Source organism: Arthrobacter sulfonylureivorans (assembly GCF_047607445.1).
Classification (GTDB): Bacteria; Actinomycetota; Actinomycetes; order Actinomycetales; family Micrococcaceae; genus Crystallibacter; species Crystallibacter sulfonylureivorans_A.
Genome location: NZ_JBLKRT010000024.1, coordinates 1 through 15,330, shown reverse-complemented (window position 1 = coordinate 15,330; position 15,330 = coordinate 1). Strand labels below are relative to the sequence as shown.

Sequence of the window (15,330 nt, the reverse complement as noted above, 5' to 3'; positions counted from 1 at the left end):
GGTCCTGCGGCAGGGGACTCGTTGCGTCGGCTTTAGACATTCAGGCCATCGTGGGAGAATTGATACAGCCCTGATGGAGTGTGATGAGCAAGCAGCCTGACGAAAAACCGGAAGTCCTGAGCATTACGGACGTCCCCGAAAGCCACACCGACGAGATGCACCGGCGCATGGTCAAGTACACGCTCGCCATGGGCATCCGGTTGGCCTGCTTGCTGCTCTTCTTCTTCATCGACGCCTGGTTCCGCTGGTTCTTCGTGGCCGGCGCCGTCTTCCTGCCATGGATAGCCGTGATCATCGCCAATGGCGGCAGCGACAAATCGCACCTGACACACAGCACCGCACTGCTGGACCAAGCTCCGCTCCCGGAACTGGAAGCCCCTACAGCCAGTGACGACAGCGGAAAGAACGAGGACGGCGACTTCCTGACCGGGGTGGTTATCGACGACATGGGGCAGCATCCGGCGCCGGCACAGAGTTCCGCATCCACCGTGCCGGGACAACGGGCGTCAACAGATCCGGTCGCAGACGAACCGCAGGCATCAGCGGGCGCAGCCGGTCCAGCGCCCAGTACCACAGAACAAGAGCACTATGACCAATCGGCGGCCTTCATGGGAAGCCTGAGCCCCGTGGTCAAGCGGCGCCGACGGAAGACCGCCGCATGAACCTCTTAGGCCAGCTCGGCGGTGCAGCAACCGCCGAGACACTGATTTGTTCGCGGAAGGGCTGCCGCGAGAACGCCCAATGGCAGCTGCTCTGGAACAATCCGAAAATCCATACCCCTGAGCGCCGCAAGGTCTGGCTCGCCTGCGACGGGCATCGCGAGTGGCTGCAGGACTACCTGGTCCAGCGAAGTCTGTGGAAGGAAACGCTTCCCTTGGAAGAACCCGCTATACCGGAAAGCGGTGCCTGAATGTCCTATCGATTCCTGCTCAGCGGCAAGTGGCTGGGCTGGTTGCTGATTGTTGCCCTGCTCGCCGCGGTCTGCGTGATGCTGGGCAACTGGCAGATGGACCGCCGCGACCAAGCGCGCGCCACCATCGCCGCCGTCGAGACCCATTACGACGCCGACCCGGTGCCGTTCAGCGATGTCCCAAAGATTTTCAGCACGGCCGACGATTCGGTCGAGTGGACTCCAGTGGTCCTCAATGGCGAGTACGACGCCGCGAATCAGCGAATTGTGAGGAACCGGCCGCTGAACGGCCGGCCAGGATACGAAGTACTCGTCCCGCTCCGGCTCAAGGACGGGCCGACAGTCATCATTGACCGTGGCTGGCTGCCGATCGGCAACAACCAGGCCGGCTACCCGGACGCCATTCCGGCCGCTCCAACGGGCGAGGTCACCGTCGTCGCGCGCGTTAAGCCGGGCGAAGGGGCGGTCAGCCGCGGTGCCCCCGAAGGACAGCTCGCATCCATCAACCTGGATGCCTATGCGGCCGAACTGGGCTACCCGATCTACACCGGCAGCTACGGCTTGATGGCGGCGGAGTCCCCCGCTGCTGCCGATCAACCGGTGCAAATCCCGAAACCCGCCATTGATGAAGGCCCGCACCTTTCCTACTCCATGCAGTGGTACGCCTTCGGCGTTCTCCTGTTCGTCGGTTACGGCTACGCTGCCCGGCAGCACGCGCACCACGGCCGGTTGACCGAGGAAGAAGAAGCCTTGAGCGGCTACCATCAGGCCAATCCGGCCCCGCGCGCCGCTGTAGCCCCGAAGCGCCGCCGCAACCGGCCCACGTCGGAGGAAGAGGAAGACGCCCTGCTGGATGCCCAAGGCTTCCGCACCGACGGCTCCCTGCTCAGTCGAGACGACTGAACTCCAGCGCTGCCGGAACCGGAATTGCTAAGGCGCGCATCGCCGAAGCGAGGGACGAGCGGAGGTGTCTAAGCGCCGTGCAATTTCGGTTCGAGGCTGTGCGGCGGTTTAGGCCAGCGTGACCAGGTCCAGGTAGTCCTCGTTCCAGAGGTCCTCGACACCGTCCGGCAGCAGCACAACACGCTCCGGATTCAGGGCCTCGACCGCGCCTTCATCGTGACTGACCATAACGACGGCGCCGCTGTAGTTGCGCAGCGCCCCCAGGATCTCCGCGCGGCTGGCCGGGTCCAGGTTGTTGGTGGGCTCATCCAGCAGCAACACGTTCGCCGACGAGGCCACAATCGTAGCCAGCGCCAGCCTGGTCTTTTCGCCGCCGGAGAGCACTCCGGCCGGCTTGTTGACGTCGTCGCCCGAGAAGAGGAAGGAACCGAGGATGTTGCGCACCTCGGCGTCCTGCAGATCCGGGGCGGCGGTGCGCATGTTCTCCAGCACGGTCCGTGCCACGTCCAGAGTGTCGTGTTCCTGGGCGTAGTAGCCGATCTTCAGGCCGTGGCCGGGCAGCACATCGCCGGTGTCGGGGGTGTCCACGCCGGCCAGCATGCGCAGCAGCGTGGTCTTGCCAGCGCCGTTCAGACCCAGAATCACCACGCGGGAGCCCCGGTCGATGGCCAGGTCGACGTCGGTGAAGATCTCCAGTGATCCATAGGACTTGCTCAGGCCTTCCGCGGTGAGCGGGGTCTTGCCGCACGGTGCCGGGTCCGGGAAGCGCAGCGCCGCCACCTTGTCTTGGGCCCGGACCTCGTCCAGGCCGCTGAGCAGCCGTTCGGCGCGCTTGGCCATGTTCTGCGCCGCCACGGCCTTGGTGGCCTTGGCGCGCATCTTATTCGCCTGGTCCATCAGGACCTGGGCCTTCTTTTCCGCGTTGGCCCGCTCGCGCTTGCGGGCGCGCTCGTCTGTTTCGCGCTGCAGCAGGTAGCGCTTCCAGTTCATGTTGTAGATGTCGATGGTGGCGCGGTTGGCGTCCAGGTGGAAGACCTTGTTGACGGTCGCTTCCAGCAGGCCGGTGTCGTGGCTGATCACGATCAGCCCGCCCTGATGGTTCTTCAGGAACTCGCGCAGCCAGCTGATCGAGTCGGCGTCAAGGTGGTTGGTCGGCTCGTCCAGGAGCATGGTTTCGGCGCCGGAGTAGAGGATCCGGGCGAGCTCCACGCGGCGGCGCTGGCCACCTGACAAGGTGCTCAGGGGCTGGTTCAGGATCCGCTCCGGCAGGGCCAGATTGGAGGAAATGGCGGCTGCTTCGGCTTCCGCCGCGTAGCCGCCGCCGGAGATGAATTCGGCTTCCAGCCGGTCGTAGCGGCGCATCGCCTTGGCCTGGACCTCGGCGTCGCTGCTGGCCATGTCCGCCTGTGCTTTGCGGAGTTTGCGGGTGACCACGTCCAGACCGCGGACCGAGAGGATGCGGTCGCGGGCGAGCTGTTCCATATCCGGGGTCCGGGGATCCTGCGGCAGGTAGCCGATCTCTCCGTTGCGCACCACGGTACCGGCGGCGGGCAGGCCCTCGCCGGCCAGAACCCGGGTCAGCGTGGTCTTGCCGGCGCCGTTCCGGCCCACCAGCCCTACTTTGTCGCCTTTATCCACACGGAAGGACACCGCCTCCATGAGCAGGCGGGCTCCTGCACGCAGCTCAAGATCATTGACTGTAATCACAGTGGCGGCCTTTCAAGAGAGTGCGGGACGAGATGCCCGGGCGCCGTCCAGGACGGGACGGGGCGGAAATCAACCTTTCCAGTCTACCGGCATCGGCACACCTCCCCCACCGGGCCGACCGCGGGCAGGACCGTTATTGTTGGCTCATGAGTTTCTCCCGCGGCTCCCGGTTGGACACGTCCCAAGTGCAGGACCGCCGAGGCGGCCTGGGCGGCAAGATCGCCATTGGCGGCGGCGGTCTTCTGGTGCTCATTGCCAGCTTGCTGGGTGTCCCGGCAGACGTGCTGGAGGGATTCGGGCTGGGCGGCAGCGGCCAGGAACAGCAGCAGGCAGGCGGACTGGGCCTGCAGCAGGAATGCCTCACCGGTGCCGACGCCAACGAACGCACCGATTGCCGGATCGTCGGAACGGTCAATAGCCTCAATGATTTCTGGGCCGGCTACCTGCCCCGCTACAACATGCAGTATCCGGCCCCGCAGACTGTCCTTTTCGACGGCGGGGTGAGCACCGGCTGCGGCAGTGCGAGCAGCGCCGTGGGCCCGTTTTACTGCCCACGTGACCAGACCGCCTATTTCGACACCTCGTTCTTCGCTGAGCTGACCAGCCGGTTTGGCGCCAGCGGAGGACCGTTGGCGGAGGAGTATGTGGTGGCACACGAGTTCGGCCACCACATCCAGAATCTGACCGGGGCCATCGACTACTCCCAGCAAGATCCGCAGGGTCCGGAATCCGGCGCGGTCCGGGTGGAACTCCAGGCCGATTGCTACGCCGGCGTGTGGGCAGCGAACGCGACCGAACAGATCGACGAGCGGACCGGCGAGCCCTTTATGCAGCCGCTGACGGAGCAGGACCTGCGGGACGCTCTTTCCGCCGCCGCCGCGGTGGGCGACGACCGCATCCAGCAGTCTGCCACCGGGCAAGTCAATCCCCACACCTGGACGCACGGCTCCAGCGAGCAGCGCCAGCGCTGGTTCCTGCAGGGCTACCAGACCGGCGATGCCGGCCGCTGCGACACTTTCTCCGCGACGAACCTCGATAGGCCCGCCTGAGTCAGCCCACACCCAAAAGCGGCCCGCCTGAACCTCGCCCGGCAGCCGCCTCAGTCGATCACGCGCGACGGCGGCCCTGAGAATCTGAGCGGCCCAAGAACATCGCTGTAGGGCCCTCTAGTGCATGGTCCGGCTAGTGCTACAGGTCCCGCGGATCGACCGGATCCGGCTCGCGGACGCCCTCGGCGAAGGGCGGGCCGTCCGAATTATTGCCCGCAGCGGAGTCGGGCGGACCGAAGCCCGGCAGATAGCCGTCGGGCTCCCGACCCATCGTCGAGTCCAGCAGCAGGAAAACCATGGTGGCTCCCAGCCACAGCAAAATCAGACCGATGCCCATCATCAGCAGCTGCCCCGGTGCCGGAGCCGGTCCGGCGGCATAGGGCAGCCAGCCGGTGATCGCGCCCCTGAGGCCAGTCCAGAGCAGCCAGAAACCCGGGAAGACCAGCGCGAAGGTCACAGCACCGGTGCTGATTCGGGGACGCGGACCGAAGATCAGCCAGCCGGTCACTACAACCACCGGCAGCGCGTAGAGCAGCAGCCGGTCCGCCATCACCCCGGCCACGGTCAGCTCAGCTGTGTCGGGCAATCCGCGGAAGGGTGTGAACTGGGCCAGGAAGACCAGCAGCATGGCTGCCAGCGTGCCCGTCCGTGCCGCACGCCAGAATCGTCCCCCGGCCATTGCCGAGTCCATCAGCAAGGTCAGGCTCACCACGAAGACCAGCAGGGCCGCCTGGACACCCGCGGCGCTGGCGTAGTTCCACCACGCATGCGCAGGCGCGGCAGCATATCCGGGCGACGCAGGCACGGCGGTAATTCCGAGGGCGATGCCCACCACCGCCAGCAGGGCCGTCAGCCCGTGGAAGGCCGCAGCGACATGGACCTCGTCATAGCGTCCGCGTCCCTGTGCCTTCCCAACGGTCGATACACCCATATGCCGATCCTAACGCCGCCGCCGGGGACCAGACAGAGCCGCCGCCGCCGGGCACCAGACAGAGCCGCTGCTGCCGAGGCCCAGACGGAAGACCACACGCAGGAACAGACAACGGCGGACCAGCCACCCGAAGGTGACCGGTCCGCCGTCGTTAGTCATGCAGAAGATCAGATATTGAAGCCGAGCGCCCGCATCTGGTCGCGGCCGTCGTCGGTGATCCGCTCCGGACCCCACGGCGGCATCCAGACCCAGTTGAGGCGCCACTCGTCGACGACGCCGTCCAGCGCCTTGCCGGTCTGCTCCTCGAGGACATCGGTGAGCGGGCAGGCGGCGGTGGTCAGCGTCATGTCGATCAGCAGGGCACCGTCGTCGGCGTACTTCAGCCCGTAGAGCAGGCCGAGGTCCACGATGTTGACGCCCAACTCAGGGTCGATGACGTCCTTGAGCGCTTCCTCGACGTCCTCCAGGGACGTCTGCGGGGCATTGACTTCAGTCATAATTAGGCCTTTGCAGGGGTCAGGTAGCGGTCGTAGCCCTCTTCTTCGAGGCGGTCGGCCAGTTCGGGGCCTCCCTCTTCGGCAATGTGCCCGTCCACGAAGACGTGCACGAAGTTGGGCTTGATGTAGCGCAGGATGCGCGTGTAGTGGGTGATCAGCAGGGTGCCCATGGCGCCGTCCGCGTGCACCCGGTTGTGGCCTTCGGAGACCACCTTGAGCGCGTCCACGTCCAGACCGGAGTCGGTCTCGTCCATGATGGCGAATTTGGGCTTGAACAGTTCAAGCTGAAGGATCTCCACACGCTTCTTTTCGCCGCCGGAGAAGCCTTCGTTGACGTTGCGCTGAGCGAAGTCGGCGTCGATGCGCAGCTGGCTCATCGCTTCCTTGACGTCCTTGGTCCAGTGGCGCAGGCTCGGTGCCTCGCCGTCGAGCGCGGTCTTGGCGGTGCGCAGGAAGTTGGTCATGGTCACGCCGGGTACCTCGACCGGGTACTGCATGGCCAGGAACAAGCCGGCGCGGGCACGCTCGTCCACGCTCATGGCCAGCACATCTTCGCCGTCCAGCGTGATGCTGCCGGAGTCCACGGTGTAGCGCGGGTGGCCGGCGATGGTGGAAGCCAGGGTGGACTTGCCGGAACCGTTCGGGCCCATGATGGCGTGGATTTCGCCGGTGTTGATCGTCAGGGAGACGCCTTTGAGGATCTCCTTGCTGCCCTGCTCGGTGTCAATGCTGACGTGCAGGTCCTTGATTTCAAGAGTAGACATCTGTCTGCTTTCTCCTTTGCGCCCGGTGAGGGCGGGCGTAAGTTCGCGTGTTGAAGTTTTAGTTGAGGTCCGGAGCTGGCGCCCCGTTGAGGACGTTCGTGACGTCGACGTAGACGCTGTCGCCGTCGAGCGTCAGCGCGAACACCGGGACGGGTTCGAACGCCGGCAGGCTCAGCGGCTCGCCGGTGCGCAGATCGAACTGGGAACCATGGCCCCAGCACTCGATCGTGCAGCCTTCGACGTCGCCTTCGGAAAGTGAGACGTCCGCGTGCGAACAGGTGTCCCCGATGGCATGCAGTTCGCCCTCGGAGTCCCGGACGATGGCTACCGGATAGTCATCGACCAGGATGCGCACCGCCTGATTGACCTGTACGTCCGAGGCGTTGCACACCAGTTCGCCGCGCGGAGTTTCGCTCATTAGAGGTTGCCCGCCTCGAGTTCGCGTTCCAGCGATGCGTTGAGACGCTCTTCCAGGGCGGGAACCCGGATCTGCTGGATGATCTCGTGGAGGAAGCCGCGCACCACCAGTCGGCGGGCGACGTCCTCGGGGATGCCGCGAGCCATCAGGTAGAACAGGTGCTCGTCGTCGAAGCGGCCGGTGGTGCTGGCGTGGCCGGCACCTTCGATCAGTCCGGTTTCGATTTCGAGGTTCGGCACTGAATCGGCGCGCGCGCCGTCGGTCAGCACCAGGTTCCGGTTGGCCTCGTAGCTATCGGTGCCCTCGGCTTCCTTGCGGATCAGCACGTCGCCCACCCAGACGGTGTGCGCGTTCTTGCCCTGCAGGGCTCCCTTGTACAGCACGCGGGACTTGCAGTTGGCGACTGCGTGGTCCACGAACAACCGGTGCTCAAGGTGCTGTCCGGCGTCGGCGAAGTAGAGACCGAACATTTCGGCGTCGCCGCCGGTGCCGGTGAAGCGGGTGGACGGGGTCACGCGGACCAGATCGCCGCCGAGGGTGACGGTCACGTGCTTGAACTTCGCGTCGCGGCCCACACGGGTCTGCTGCGAAGAGGCGTGAACGGCGTCATCGGCCCATTCCTGCACCGAGACAACGGTGAGGTCAGCGCCGTCCTGCACGTCGATCTCCACGTTCTGGGAGACGGTTGCGCTGCCCTTGTGGTCCAGCACCACCACGGCCTTGGAGAACTTTTCGGCCACGATGACCACGTGCTGGGCGGAGAGTTCGGTGCTGGTGCCCTCAATCACGACGGCGACGCCGGTCTCCAACTGTGCCTCGGCCGGAATGGTCACCACGGTGGCTTCCTTGAAGGCCTCCCAGGCAGCCGCCGAGACACGGTCCTCCGGAATGCCGGCGACGCCGATGCGTGCGTCATCCCGGCCGACGGTTTCAACGACAACGCCGGCGGGCAGCTCTGCACCCTCGGGACCGCTGACGGTGACGGTCGGTGCGGTACCGACCAGTGCGTCGCTTTGCAGGCCGCGCAGCCGCTTGAGCGGGGTGAACCGCCAGTCTTCCTCGCGGCCGGTCAGCTGGCCGAAGTCGTCCGCCTTGTACGAGGTCAGACGGCCGGCACGTGAACTGTCCGGGACCCCGACGCCGCCGCCGTGGCTGTGGCTCTTGGCGCTGGCACCCGCCAGCGGACCTGCCGCAGCGTTGAGCGGGGAGAGGTTTTCGCCCTCTTCGGTGAATCCGTCGATGGCCGGAGCACCGATACGTGCCTTCTCAGTGATCTCAGTCATTAACCTACGGACCCTTCCATCTGCAGTTCGATCAAGCGGTTCAGCTCAAGTGCGTATTCCATCGGCAGTTCCCGAGCGATCGGCTCGATGAAGCCGCGCACGATCATGGCCATGGCCTCGTCCTCGGGCAGACCACGGGACATCAGGTAGAACAGCTGCTCTTCGCTGACGCGGGACACGGTTGCCTCGTGGCCCATGGTGACGTCGTCTTCACGGACGTCGATGTACGGGTAGGTGTCGGAACGCGAGATCGTGTCCACCAGCAACGCATCGCAGACCACGGAGTTCTTGGTGTTCTTCGCGCCCTCGCGAACCTGAACCAAGCCGCGGTAGGCCGAGCGGCCGCCGCCGCGGGCCACAGACTTGGCCACGATGGCACTCGAGGTGTTCGGGGCAATGTGGACCATCTTGGAGCCGGTGTCCTGGTGCTGGCCCTCACCCGCGAACGCGATGGACAGCGTCTCGCCCTTGGCATGTTCGCCGGTCAGGTAGACAGCCGGGTACTTCATGGTCACCTTGGAACCGATGTTGCCGTCGATCCACTCCATTGTGGCGCCCTCGTGCGCAATGGCGCGCTTGGTCACCAGGTTGTACACGTTGTTCGACCAGTTCTGGATCGTCGTGTAGCGGACGCGGGCGCCCTTCTTCACAATGATTTCGACGACGGCGGAGTGCAGCGAGTCCGACGTGTAGATCGGTGCCGTGCAGCCTTCGATGTAATGCACGTAGGAATCTTCGTCGGCGATGATCAGGGTCCGCTCGAACTGGCCCATATTCTCCGTGTTGATCCGGAAGTAGGCCTGCAGCGGAATCTCGACGTGGACGCCCTTGGGCACATAGACGAAGGAGCCGCCGGACCAGACCGCGGTGTTCAGCGAAGCGAACTTGTTGTCACCCACCGGGATGACCGAACCGAAGTACTCCTGGAAGATCTCCGGGTGTTCCTTCAAGCCAGTGTCGGTATCCAGGAAGATCACGCCCTGGGCCTCCAGGTCCTCGCGGATCTGGTGGTAGACAACCTCGGACTCGTACTGGGCGGCGACGCCGGCCACCAGCCGGTTGCGCTCCGCCTCGGGAATGCCGAGCTTCTCATAGGTATTGCGGATGTCTTCGGGCAGCTCTTCCCAGCTGCCCGCCTGCTTCTCCGTGGAGCGCACAAAGTACTTGATGTTGTCGAAGTCGATACCGGACAGGTCGGCACCCCAGGTGGGCATCGGTTTGCGGTCGAAGTACTTCAGGCCCTTCAGGCGCAGGTCCAGCATCCACTGGGGCTCGCCCTTCTTGGCTGAAATGTCGCGGACGACTTCTTCATTCAGGCCGCGGCGTGCATTGGCGCCGGCGGTGTCCGCATCGGACCAGCCGTACTCGTAGTTACCGATGCCATGAAGCTCGGGGTTTTTTTCCAGGATTTCGGAAATGGTGGTGTCGGCTACATCGGTCGTCCCGACCGCGTTCCTCATACTCTGATCCACTTGGTCCGTCATCACGGCCTCTCTTGCAGATTGATGGATACTCGTCTGGTTCCTGTCGCCGGTTCGACGGGTCGAACCGCAGACCTTGTTCGGCCCACCGGGATGTGGGTCGTACAAACATGTCCCCCGCCGGCCAGCGTGGACAGTCGCCTGACATCCACTCCGAGCAGCCGGGAAAAAACTTCAGTTTCGCTGTCGCAGAAATCGGGGAAGTCCGCGGCCAACTGTTGCACCGGGCAGTGCCCTTGGCAAAGCTGGACTGCCAGCATGGTGCTGTGCGGCGCCTTGGATCCAACCACCGTGGTGGATCCGACGAAGCCGTCGGCGCTCAGCGCCTCCGCCAGGGCCTTGGCCCGCTCTTCAATATCCGGCCCCGCTGCTTCCACGATCGGGCGGTAGCGCTCCTCCATGTCTCGGTACCGGTTCCGGGCAAACTCTGCGACCGCTTCGCTGCCGGCCGCCTCACCCAGCGCTGCCAACGCCGTACGGGCGATGTCCAGGTAGTCGTCACCCAGCCGGGTCTGACCCTGCCTGCTGAGCACGTACTTTCGGGCCGGACGGCCGGCGCCGGTGGCGGAATTGGCGGTGAGCTTGACCTCGATCAAGCCCTTGCGGGACAGGGCATCAAGGTGACGCCGGACGGCCGCCGGCGTAAAGCCGAGGATCCTGCCGAGATCCGCCGCACTGACGGGTCCGTGTTCCAAAACGGCATTCAAGACCCGGTCCCGCGTCCGCTCTTCGGACTCGGGCGCCTGGGCACGCAAAGAAGCACTACTGGTCATGGAATACACAACACAATCATGACGTATTCTGTTCCGCCCCACCAGTAAGGCAGTCCTTAGCCCAGCCGGCCCTCACTGGACCGACTGGCTCTGGTCTGCGGTCGGGCACCTCTGGCCCGCTCCGCCGTCCCTGACTGGGCTGGCCATCCTTTGCCCGGAAGTCCGCCCTTGGCCCGGTCGGCTCTCCTTAGCCTGTCCGCTCTACGTCCCGTAGAATGTTCGGGTGCCTAACTCCGAACCCTGCCTCGACATCCAGGGACTCGTGAAAGATCTGGGGCCAGTCGAGGCCCTGGATAACAAGATGGTCCGCGTCATCGACGGGGTCCATCTTCGCGCCTACCCCGGGCAGGTTACCGCACTTCTCGGACCTAACGGCGCCGGCAAGACCACTACCCTCGCCTGCGCGCAGGGCCTGATGCCCCCTAACGGCGGGACCGTCCGACTCCTCGGCCAAAATCCCTACCGGGCGGGAGCAGAGCTCCGCAGCCGCGTGGGCGTCATGCTCCAAGAAGGCGGGCTCCCGCAAGCCATCCGGCCACTGGCGCTGCTGCAGCACGTCGCTGGGATGTACCAGAACCCGCGCAGCGTGAACGAACTGGCGGAACGGCTTGGCATTCAGGGCTTCGCCAACACCCCCATCCGCCGGCTATCGGGCGGAGAGAAGCAGCGGGTGGCCCTGGCGGCCGCCCTGGTCGGCGATCCGGAAGTCCTCTTCCTCGACGAGCCCAGCGCGGGGCTGGATCCGCAGTCCCGTGCCGTTGTCTTCGATTTGATTCAGGAGCTGCGTGCCGAGGGCCTTGGCATTATCCTCACCACGCACCTCATGGACGATGCCCAGCGATTGGCCGACTACGTCTTCATCATCGACGCAGGCCGGACCGTCGTGCACGGCACCGTCGCGGAACTGACCGCCGCCACGGACGAGAGCACCGGCGTCGAACGTTTGCTGACCTTTGACGCGCCCCCGGGGCTGGCCTTCGCCCTGCCCGAGCCGTTCGCCGCCGTCGAAACGGTTCCAGGCCGCTACACAGTGGCCGGCCAGCTGTCCCCAGCGCTGCTGGCCGCGTTGGCCGCGGAATGGGCGGCCCACAATGTTATGCCGGCGTCCATTCATATGGCCCCCCGCTCGCTTGAGGATGTCTTCCTCGATATCTCCGGGAAGGATCTGCGATGAGCGCTCCAGCCGCTTTGATCCGCCGGATCGCCCTTCAGGGCCGCTACGAAACGATGGGCATGCTGCGCAATGGCGAACAGTTGTTGATTGCCATCATCCTTCCGCTGCTGGCGCTGATCGGCCTTACCGTGACACCGCTGCTCGACACTTACACTGACGATCGCATCGCCATGGCAGCTCCAGGGGTCTTGGCGTTGTGCACCGTGTCCACTGCACTGACCGGGCAAGGGATTGCCACCGGCTTTGATCGCCGCTACGGCGTGCTGCGGTTCCTGTCCACCACCCCGCTGGGGCAGAGCGGTTTGATTCTCGGAAAGATCATCGCCGTGCTGGCCGTCATGGTCATCCAGGTTGTGGTGGTGGGCGGGACCGCTCTGTTGTTCCTCGGCTGGCAGCCTGCATTGGGCGGCTTGCTGCCGGCGGCCGCGCAACTGGTGTTGGGCGCCGCAGCCTTCACCTCGCTGGGCCTGCTGATTGCCGGCACGGTCCGGCCGGAGGCCACACTGGCCATTACCAACCTGCTCTGGGTGCTGCTGGCAGCTGCTGGCGGTATCCTCTTCCCGGTGGCCAGTTGGCCCGACGTTTTCGAGCCCGCCGCCCACCTGTTGCCTTCGACTGCCCTAGGCGACGCGCTGCGCAGCGCCCTGATCGACGCGCAGTTCAATCTCACCGCATCAATCGTGCTGCTGGTCTGGACCGTAGTGGCCAGCCTAGCCGCCATCCGCTGGTTCAAATGGAGCTAAGTCAATGACCACCGCCACCCCCAAGTCCCGCGATCTCCTGGACCGGCTGCCGACCTCCGTCAACCGAACCGTCCATGGCTTGGCCATTGCGTCGCTGGTATCGCAGATCGGCATCATCATCACCGGCGGCGCCGTGCGGTTGACCAAGTCTGGCCTTGGCTGTTCCCAGTGGCCCAACTGCGTCCCCGGCTCCATGACACCGACGCCGGAAATGGGCATCCACGGTCTGATTGAATTCGGAAACCGCACGCTGACCTTCATCCTCGCCATCATCGCGGTCGCCATGCTGGTCTCGCTGTGGCGCATGCGCCGGCAGCACCGCACCCTGTTCGGCTTGGCCGTGGGACTGCTCTGCGTGATCCCGGTGCAAGCCCTGATTGGCGGAATTACCGTTTGGACCGGATTGAATCCGTGGGTGGTCAGCCTGCACTTCCTGGCCTCTGCCTCCCTCGTGGCGGTGGCCACCCTGCTGGTCAACCGAACGGGAATGTATTTGCGTGGTGGCACGGCCGTGGCCGTCGCTCCCGTCCCCAGCATCCAGCGCACGCTGGGCTGGACCATCGCCGCTGCCTCCGCCGCCTCCATCGTGCTTGGCACCATCGTTACCGGCACCGGCCCCCACGCTGGCGATGCCAGCGCCCCCCGCCATGACTTCAACGCAGACCTCGTCACACGGATCCACGTGGTGCCGGTCTACCTGCTGGTCGCTGCCACCGTCCTGGCGTTGGTGCTCGCCTACCGTTACGCAACCGCGCAGCCACTGCGCACCGGCCTGTGGTGGCTGGCCGCCGTGATCGTGCTCCAAGGCGGCATCGGCTACCTGCAGCACTTCACCGGCCTGCCCATCGGCTTGGTCTTGCTGCACATGCTCGGCTCAGCGCTGCTCACTGTGGCTGCGACGAACGTGTGGGACCGTTCGACGGGCAAGTTCCCGCTCTAGCCTTAGTAGGCGAACGAGTCGCCCTTAGTAGGCGAACGAGTCAGCCAGGTACGGAATGCCGGTCGGGTCGACAAGCGTCACCCTCTATCGACGCCCCTGATCATGATGGATCAGTAGCGATGGAGCAGCGGCACAGTACTGGCTGGCAGGCTGAGCCAGCCCGGGCAGCCCCGTGATCCCCTAAGTGGCCAGCGGCGAGATCCCGGGTTCGTAGGGGGATTATGGCCCGTGTAATTGTTCGCCATCCTGAGCCAGCTGCGCCCCATCGCAAGTACCTCCCGGAACGGCTCTGAACCCAGCGGCGGGACTCGACCCGGCATCCCTAGGGGCCTCGGTTAGGCCTCTGCGCCAGTCCCGGCTGAGCACTCCGAATCGGTGAAGTGTTTCATCTAAATCTCTGAACCGGTTGTTTCTCCTCTGCCCCTTGTACCCCTTTACCTGTAGGTGATATCCCGGTCGGAACTCCATCTCGATGAGGATCATACTGTTGGAAAGTCGAGTGAGGTCATGACTGGTGAAACCAAAAACAGATGGGGCGTGATTGCTGGTCTCGTGCTGGCAACGACCCTAGCATTATCCGGATGCGGAAGTTCCGGCGCTTCCGGCTCTTCGACCGCCAATCAGGGCTGGGCGGACTCCGCAGAAATAGGATCCGGAGTGGACGGGGGTGGTACCCCTATCGAGGGGCCCGGTGTGCAGGCACTCGGCCATTATTCGCAATACGTTCATAGGCTGCCAGCGGAAGTAGCGGGGGAAGATGCTTCTGATGCAGGCCCGGCCGCAATCTCCACGTACGCCATCACCTCAGAGGAGTTGGCCGATATTCAGACAGCCCAGGCGATCACGGACCAGTTCTGGCGCACTCATTGGAGTGAACTATTCACCGGGACATACACGCCGCCAACGGTCGTTGGACTATACGATGGCAGAAACCCAAGCAACACACCCACTTGCGCGGGCAAACCACTTCTACCGGACAACGCCTTCTATTGCATTCCTGAGGATTACGTGGCCTGGGACGCTTCGCTCATGGAGCGCGGATTCCAATTCGGAGACGCTTGGCCTTACTTGGTCATCGCTCACGAATGGAGCCATGCAATCGCGAACCGGCTCGCCCCCAGCCTCCGGTCCCAGGCCTATGAGCTGCAGGCTGACTGCTTGGCCGGCGCGACCCTGTACGGTGCGGCTGCAGATGGAACTCTCATTCTTGAACAAGGTGACCAGGAAGAACTGGTTACTGCGCTGAGTTCCCTCGGCGGAAACACCCCCTGGACGAGCCCGCAGGACCATGGCAACTCCGCCGAGCGGGTTGCGAACTTCAATGTCGGACGCACCGGCGGCGTGCTGGCATGCCTACCGTCGCAACAGTAAAGATCTGGCCAACAGGTCTGACCTCTTTCGAGTCGTTTGGCTTTAGAAGGGTGGCGGGTCGTGCTGTTGGTTCGGTGACGGCCCGTCGTGCAGCCGATCGGTTGCCGGTGGTTCGTTCCGGTGGTCTGCTGCTTGCTTCTTGTGGACCGGGTGCCAGGGCGGCAGCCGACCGTCGTCGTTGGAGCTGCCTGCTGGCCCCGGTCCCGTCGGCGGGTGAACGACCAAGGGTTCGATGCGTTGCCTGTGGTCTGTCGGAAGCGCGGCGGTAACGGAGGGCGGGTAGGCGGGTTGGCCGGGCGTGGTGTGGTCTTCGCCGGGCCGGTCGGTGTAGGTCCGGCCGGCCGGGGTGGTCACGGTGAACACGCCGGGCGTGGGCTGTGTCATTT

Annotated in this window: 17 protein-coding genes; 8 read left to right on the top strand and 9 right to left on the bottom strand. The window is 64.8% G+C overall.

What is annotated here, in order from left to right; all coding sequences use genetic code 11:
- Nucleotides 1-83: 83 nt before the first annotated feature.
- Genes ACMX2H_RS12390 through ACMX2H_RS12380 form a run of 3 tightly spaced genes read left to right on the top strand, consistent with a single transcriptional unit; the run spans nt 84 to nt 1,813 of the window.
- Nucleotides 84-662 (top strand): DUF3099 domain-containing protein, encoded by a 579-nt coding sequence (locus ACMX2H_RS12390; protein WP_414960788.1) that lies wholly within the window; start codon nt 84-86, stop codon nt 660-662.
- Nucleotides 659-910 carry a hypothetical protein gene (locus ACMX2H_RS12385; RefSeq protein ID WP_136786791.1) on the top strand — a complete coding sequence of 84 codons (252 nt, stop codon included), beginning with the start codon at nt 659-661 and terminating at the stop codon, nt 908-910. Before ACMX2H_RS12390 ends, ACMX2H_RS12385 begins: the two co-directional genes overlap by 4 nt.
- Entirely contained in the window at nt 911-1,813 is a 903-nt protein-coding gene (locus ACMX2H_RS12380) for an SURF1 family cytochrome oxidase biogenesis protein (RefSeq protein ID WP_414960787.1), read from the top strand.
- Nucleotides 1,814-1,921: 108 nt separating this feature from the next.
- Here ACMX2H_RS12380 and ACMX2H_RS12375 read toward each other — a convergent pair whose 3' ends face one another.
- Nucleotides 1,922-3,520: an ABC-F family ATP-binding cassette domain-containing protein gene (locus tag ACMX2H_RS12375; RefSeq protein ID WP_414960786.1), complete on the bottom strand. Its 1,599-nt coding sequence runs from the start codon at nt 3,518-3,520 to the stop codon at nt 1,922-1,924.
- A gap of 146 nt (nt 3,521-3,666) precedes the next feature.
- Between ACMX2H_RS12375 and ypfJ the strand changes: the two genes are divergently transcribed.
- Nucleotides 3,667-4,569, top strand: coding sequence for a KPN_02809 family neutral zinc metallopeptidase (gene ypfJ / locus ACMX2H_RS12370; RefSeq protein WP_414960785.1), 903 nt, complete (start codon nt 3,667-3,669; stop codon nt 4,567-4,569).
- Between the two features lie 139 nt (nt 4,570-4,708).
- Here ypfJ and ACMX2H_RS12365 read toward each other — a convergent pair whose 3' ends face one another.
- The 7 genes from ACMX2H_RS12365 to ACMX2H_RS12335 all read right to left on the bottom strand — a co-directional run bounded on the left by ACMX2H_RS12365 (nt 4,709) and on the right by ACMX2H_RS12335 (nt 10,716).
- Complete coding sequence (locus ACMX2H_RS12365; RefSeq protein WP_414960784.1) at nt 4,709-5,500, bottom strand: Pr6Pr family membrane protein; 792 nt, start codon at nt 5,498-5,500, stop codon at nt 4,709-4,711.
- A gap of 167 nt (nt 5,501-5,667) precedes the next feature.
- Complete coding sequence (locus ACMX2H_RS12360; protein WP_127512512.1) at nt 5,668-5,997, bottom strand: metal-sulfur cluster assembly factor; 330 nt, start codon at nt 5,995-5,997, stop codon at nt 5,668-5,670.
- 2 nt (nt 5,998-5,999) lie between these two features.
- Nucleotides 6,000-6,761, bottom strand: a complete 762-nt coding sequence (sufC, locus tag ACMX2H_RS12355; protein ID WP_414960783.1) for a Fe-S cluster assembly ATPase SufC — start codon at nt 6,759-6,761, stop codon at nt 6,000-6,002.
- A gap of 58 nt (nt 6,762-6,819) precedes the next feature.
- The gene (locus tag ACMX2H_RS12350; protein ID WP_414960782.1) at nt 6,820-7,179 is read right to left on the bottom strand and encodes a non-heme iron oxygenase ferredoxin subunit; all 360 of its coding nucleotides are present in this window, start codon (nt 7,177-7,179) and stop codon (nt 6,820-6,822) included.
- Entirely contained in the window at nt 7,179-8,462 is a 1,284-nt protein-coding gene (sufD, locus tag ACMX2H_RS12345; protein ID WP_136786798.1) for a Fe-S cluster assembly protein SufD, read from the bottom strand. The genes ACMX2H_RS12350 and sufD overlap by 1 nt, the downstream gene beginning before the upstream one ends.
- Nucleotides 8,462-9,946 (bottom strand): Fe-S cluster assembly protein SufB, encoded by a 1,485-nt coding sequence (gene sufB, locus ACMX2H_RS12340; protein ID WP_205754503.1) that lies wholly within the window; start codon nt 9,944-9,946, stop codon nt 8,462-8,464. Before sufB ends, sufD begins: the two co-directional genes overlap by 1 nt.
- Complete coding sequence (locus ACMX2H_RS12335; protein ID WP_414960781.1) at nt 9,946-10,716, bottom strand: helix-turn-helix transcriptional regulator; 771 nt, start codon at nt 10,714-10,716, stop codon at nt 9,946-9,948. Before ACMX2H_RS12335 ends, sufB begins: the two co-directional genes overlap by 1 nt.
- Nucleotides 10,717-10,939: 223 nt before the next feature.
- Between ACMX2H_RS12335 and ACMX2H_RS12330 the strand changes: the two genes are divergently transcribed.
- The 4 genes from ACMX2H_RS12330 (at nt 10,940) to ACMX2H_RS12315 (ending at nt 14,944) form a co-directional block, all read left to right on the top strand.
- Entirely contained in the window at nt 10,940-11,890 is a 951-nt protein-coding gene (locus ACMX2H_RS12330) for an ABC transporter ATP-binding protein (RefSeq protein ID WP_414960780.1), read from the top strand.
- Nucleotides 11,887-12,633, top strand: coding sequence for an ABC transporter permease (locus tag ACMX2H_RS12325; protein WP_414960779.1), 747 nt, complete (start codon nt 11,887-11,889; stop codon nt 12,631-12,633). Before ACMX2H_RS12330 ends, ACMX2H_RS12325 begins: the two co-directional genes overlap by 4 nt.
- 4 nt (nt 12,634-12,637) lie before the next feature.
- Nucleotides 12,638-13,573 carry a COX15/CtaA family protein gene (locus tag ACMX2H_RS12320; RefSeq protein WP_414960778.1) on the top strand — a complete coding sequence of 312 codons (936 nt, stop codon included), beginning with the start codon at nt 12,638-12,640 and terminating at the stop codon, nt 13,571-13,573.
- A 507-nt stretch (nt 13,574-14,080) separates the two neighbouring features.
- Nucleotides 14,081-14,944, top strand: coding sequence for a neutral zinc metallopeptidase (locus ACMX2H_RS12315; protein WP_414960777.1), 864 nt, complete (start codon nt 14,081-14,083; stop codon nt 14,942-14,944).
- Between the two features lie 42 nt (nt 14,945-14,986).
- On the opposite strand, the gene ACMX2H_RS12310 is transcribed toward ACMX2H_RS12315, so the two are convergent.
- Nucleotides 14,987-15,330: hypothetical protein (locus ACMX2H_RS12310; protein WP_414960776.1), on the bottom strand; the 344-nt coding region annotated here is incomplete at its 5' end.

Coding starts and splice junctions, on each gene's coding strand:
- ACMX2H_RS12335 (WP_414960781.1), bottom strand. CDS start 10,716: ATGACCAGTAGTGCTTCTTTGCGTGCCCAGGCGCCCGAGTCCGAAGAG.
- ACMX2H_RS12315 (WP_414960777.1), top strand. CDS start 14,081: ATGACTGGTGAAACCAAAAACAGATGGGGCGTGATTGCTGGTCTCGTG.
- ACMX2H_RS12325 (WP_414960779.1), top strand. CDS start 11,887: ATGAGCGCTCCAGCCGCTTTGATCCGCCGGATCGCCCTTCAGGGCCGC.
- ACMX2H_RS12350 (WP_414960782.1), bottom strand. CDS start 7,179: ATGAGCGAAACTCCGCGCGGCGAACTGGTGTGCAACGCCTCGGACGTA.
- sufB (WP_205754503.1), bottom strand. CDS start 9,946: ATGACGGACCAAGTGGATCAGAGTATGAGGAACGCGGTCGGGACGACC.
- sufC (WP_414960783.1), bottom strand. CDS start 6,761: ATGTCTACTCTTGAAATCAAGGACCTGCACGTCAGCATTGACACCGAG.
- ACMX2H_RS12320 (WP_414960778.1), top strand. CDS start 12,638: ATGACCACCGCCACCCCCAAGTCCCGCGATCTCCTGGACCGGCTGCCG.
- ACMX2H_RS12385 (WP_136786791.1), top strand. CDS start 659: ATGAACCTCTTAGGCCAGCTCGGCGGTGCAGCAACCGCCGAGACACTG.
- sufD (WP_136786798.1), bottom strand. CDS start 8,462: ATGACTGAGATCACTGAGAAGGCACGTATCGGTGCTCCGGCCATCGAC.
- ACMX2H_RS12380 (WP_414960787.1), top strand. CDS start 911: ATGTCCTATCGATTCCTGCTCAGCGGCAAGTGGCTGGGCTGGTTGCTG.
- ACMX2H_RS12365 (WP_414960784.1), bottom strand. CDS start 5,500: ATGGGTGTATCGACCGTTGGGAAGGCACAGGGACGCGGACGCTATGAC.
- ypfJ (WP_414960785.1), top strand. CDS start 3,667: ATGAGTTTCTCCCGCGGCTCCCGGTTGGACACGTCCCAAGTGCAGGAC.
- ACMX2H_RS12390 (WP_414960788.1), top strand. CDS start 84: ATGAGCAAGCAGCCTGACGAAAAACCGGAAGTCCTGAGCATTACGGAC.
- ACMX2H_RS12360 (WP_127512512.1), bottom strand. CDS start 5,997: ATGACTGAAGTCAATGCCCCGCAGACGTCCCTGGAGGACGTCGAGGAA.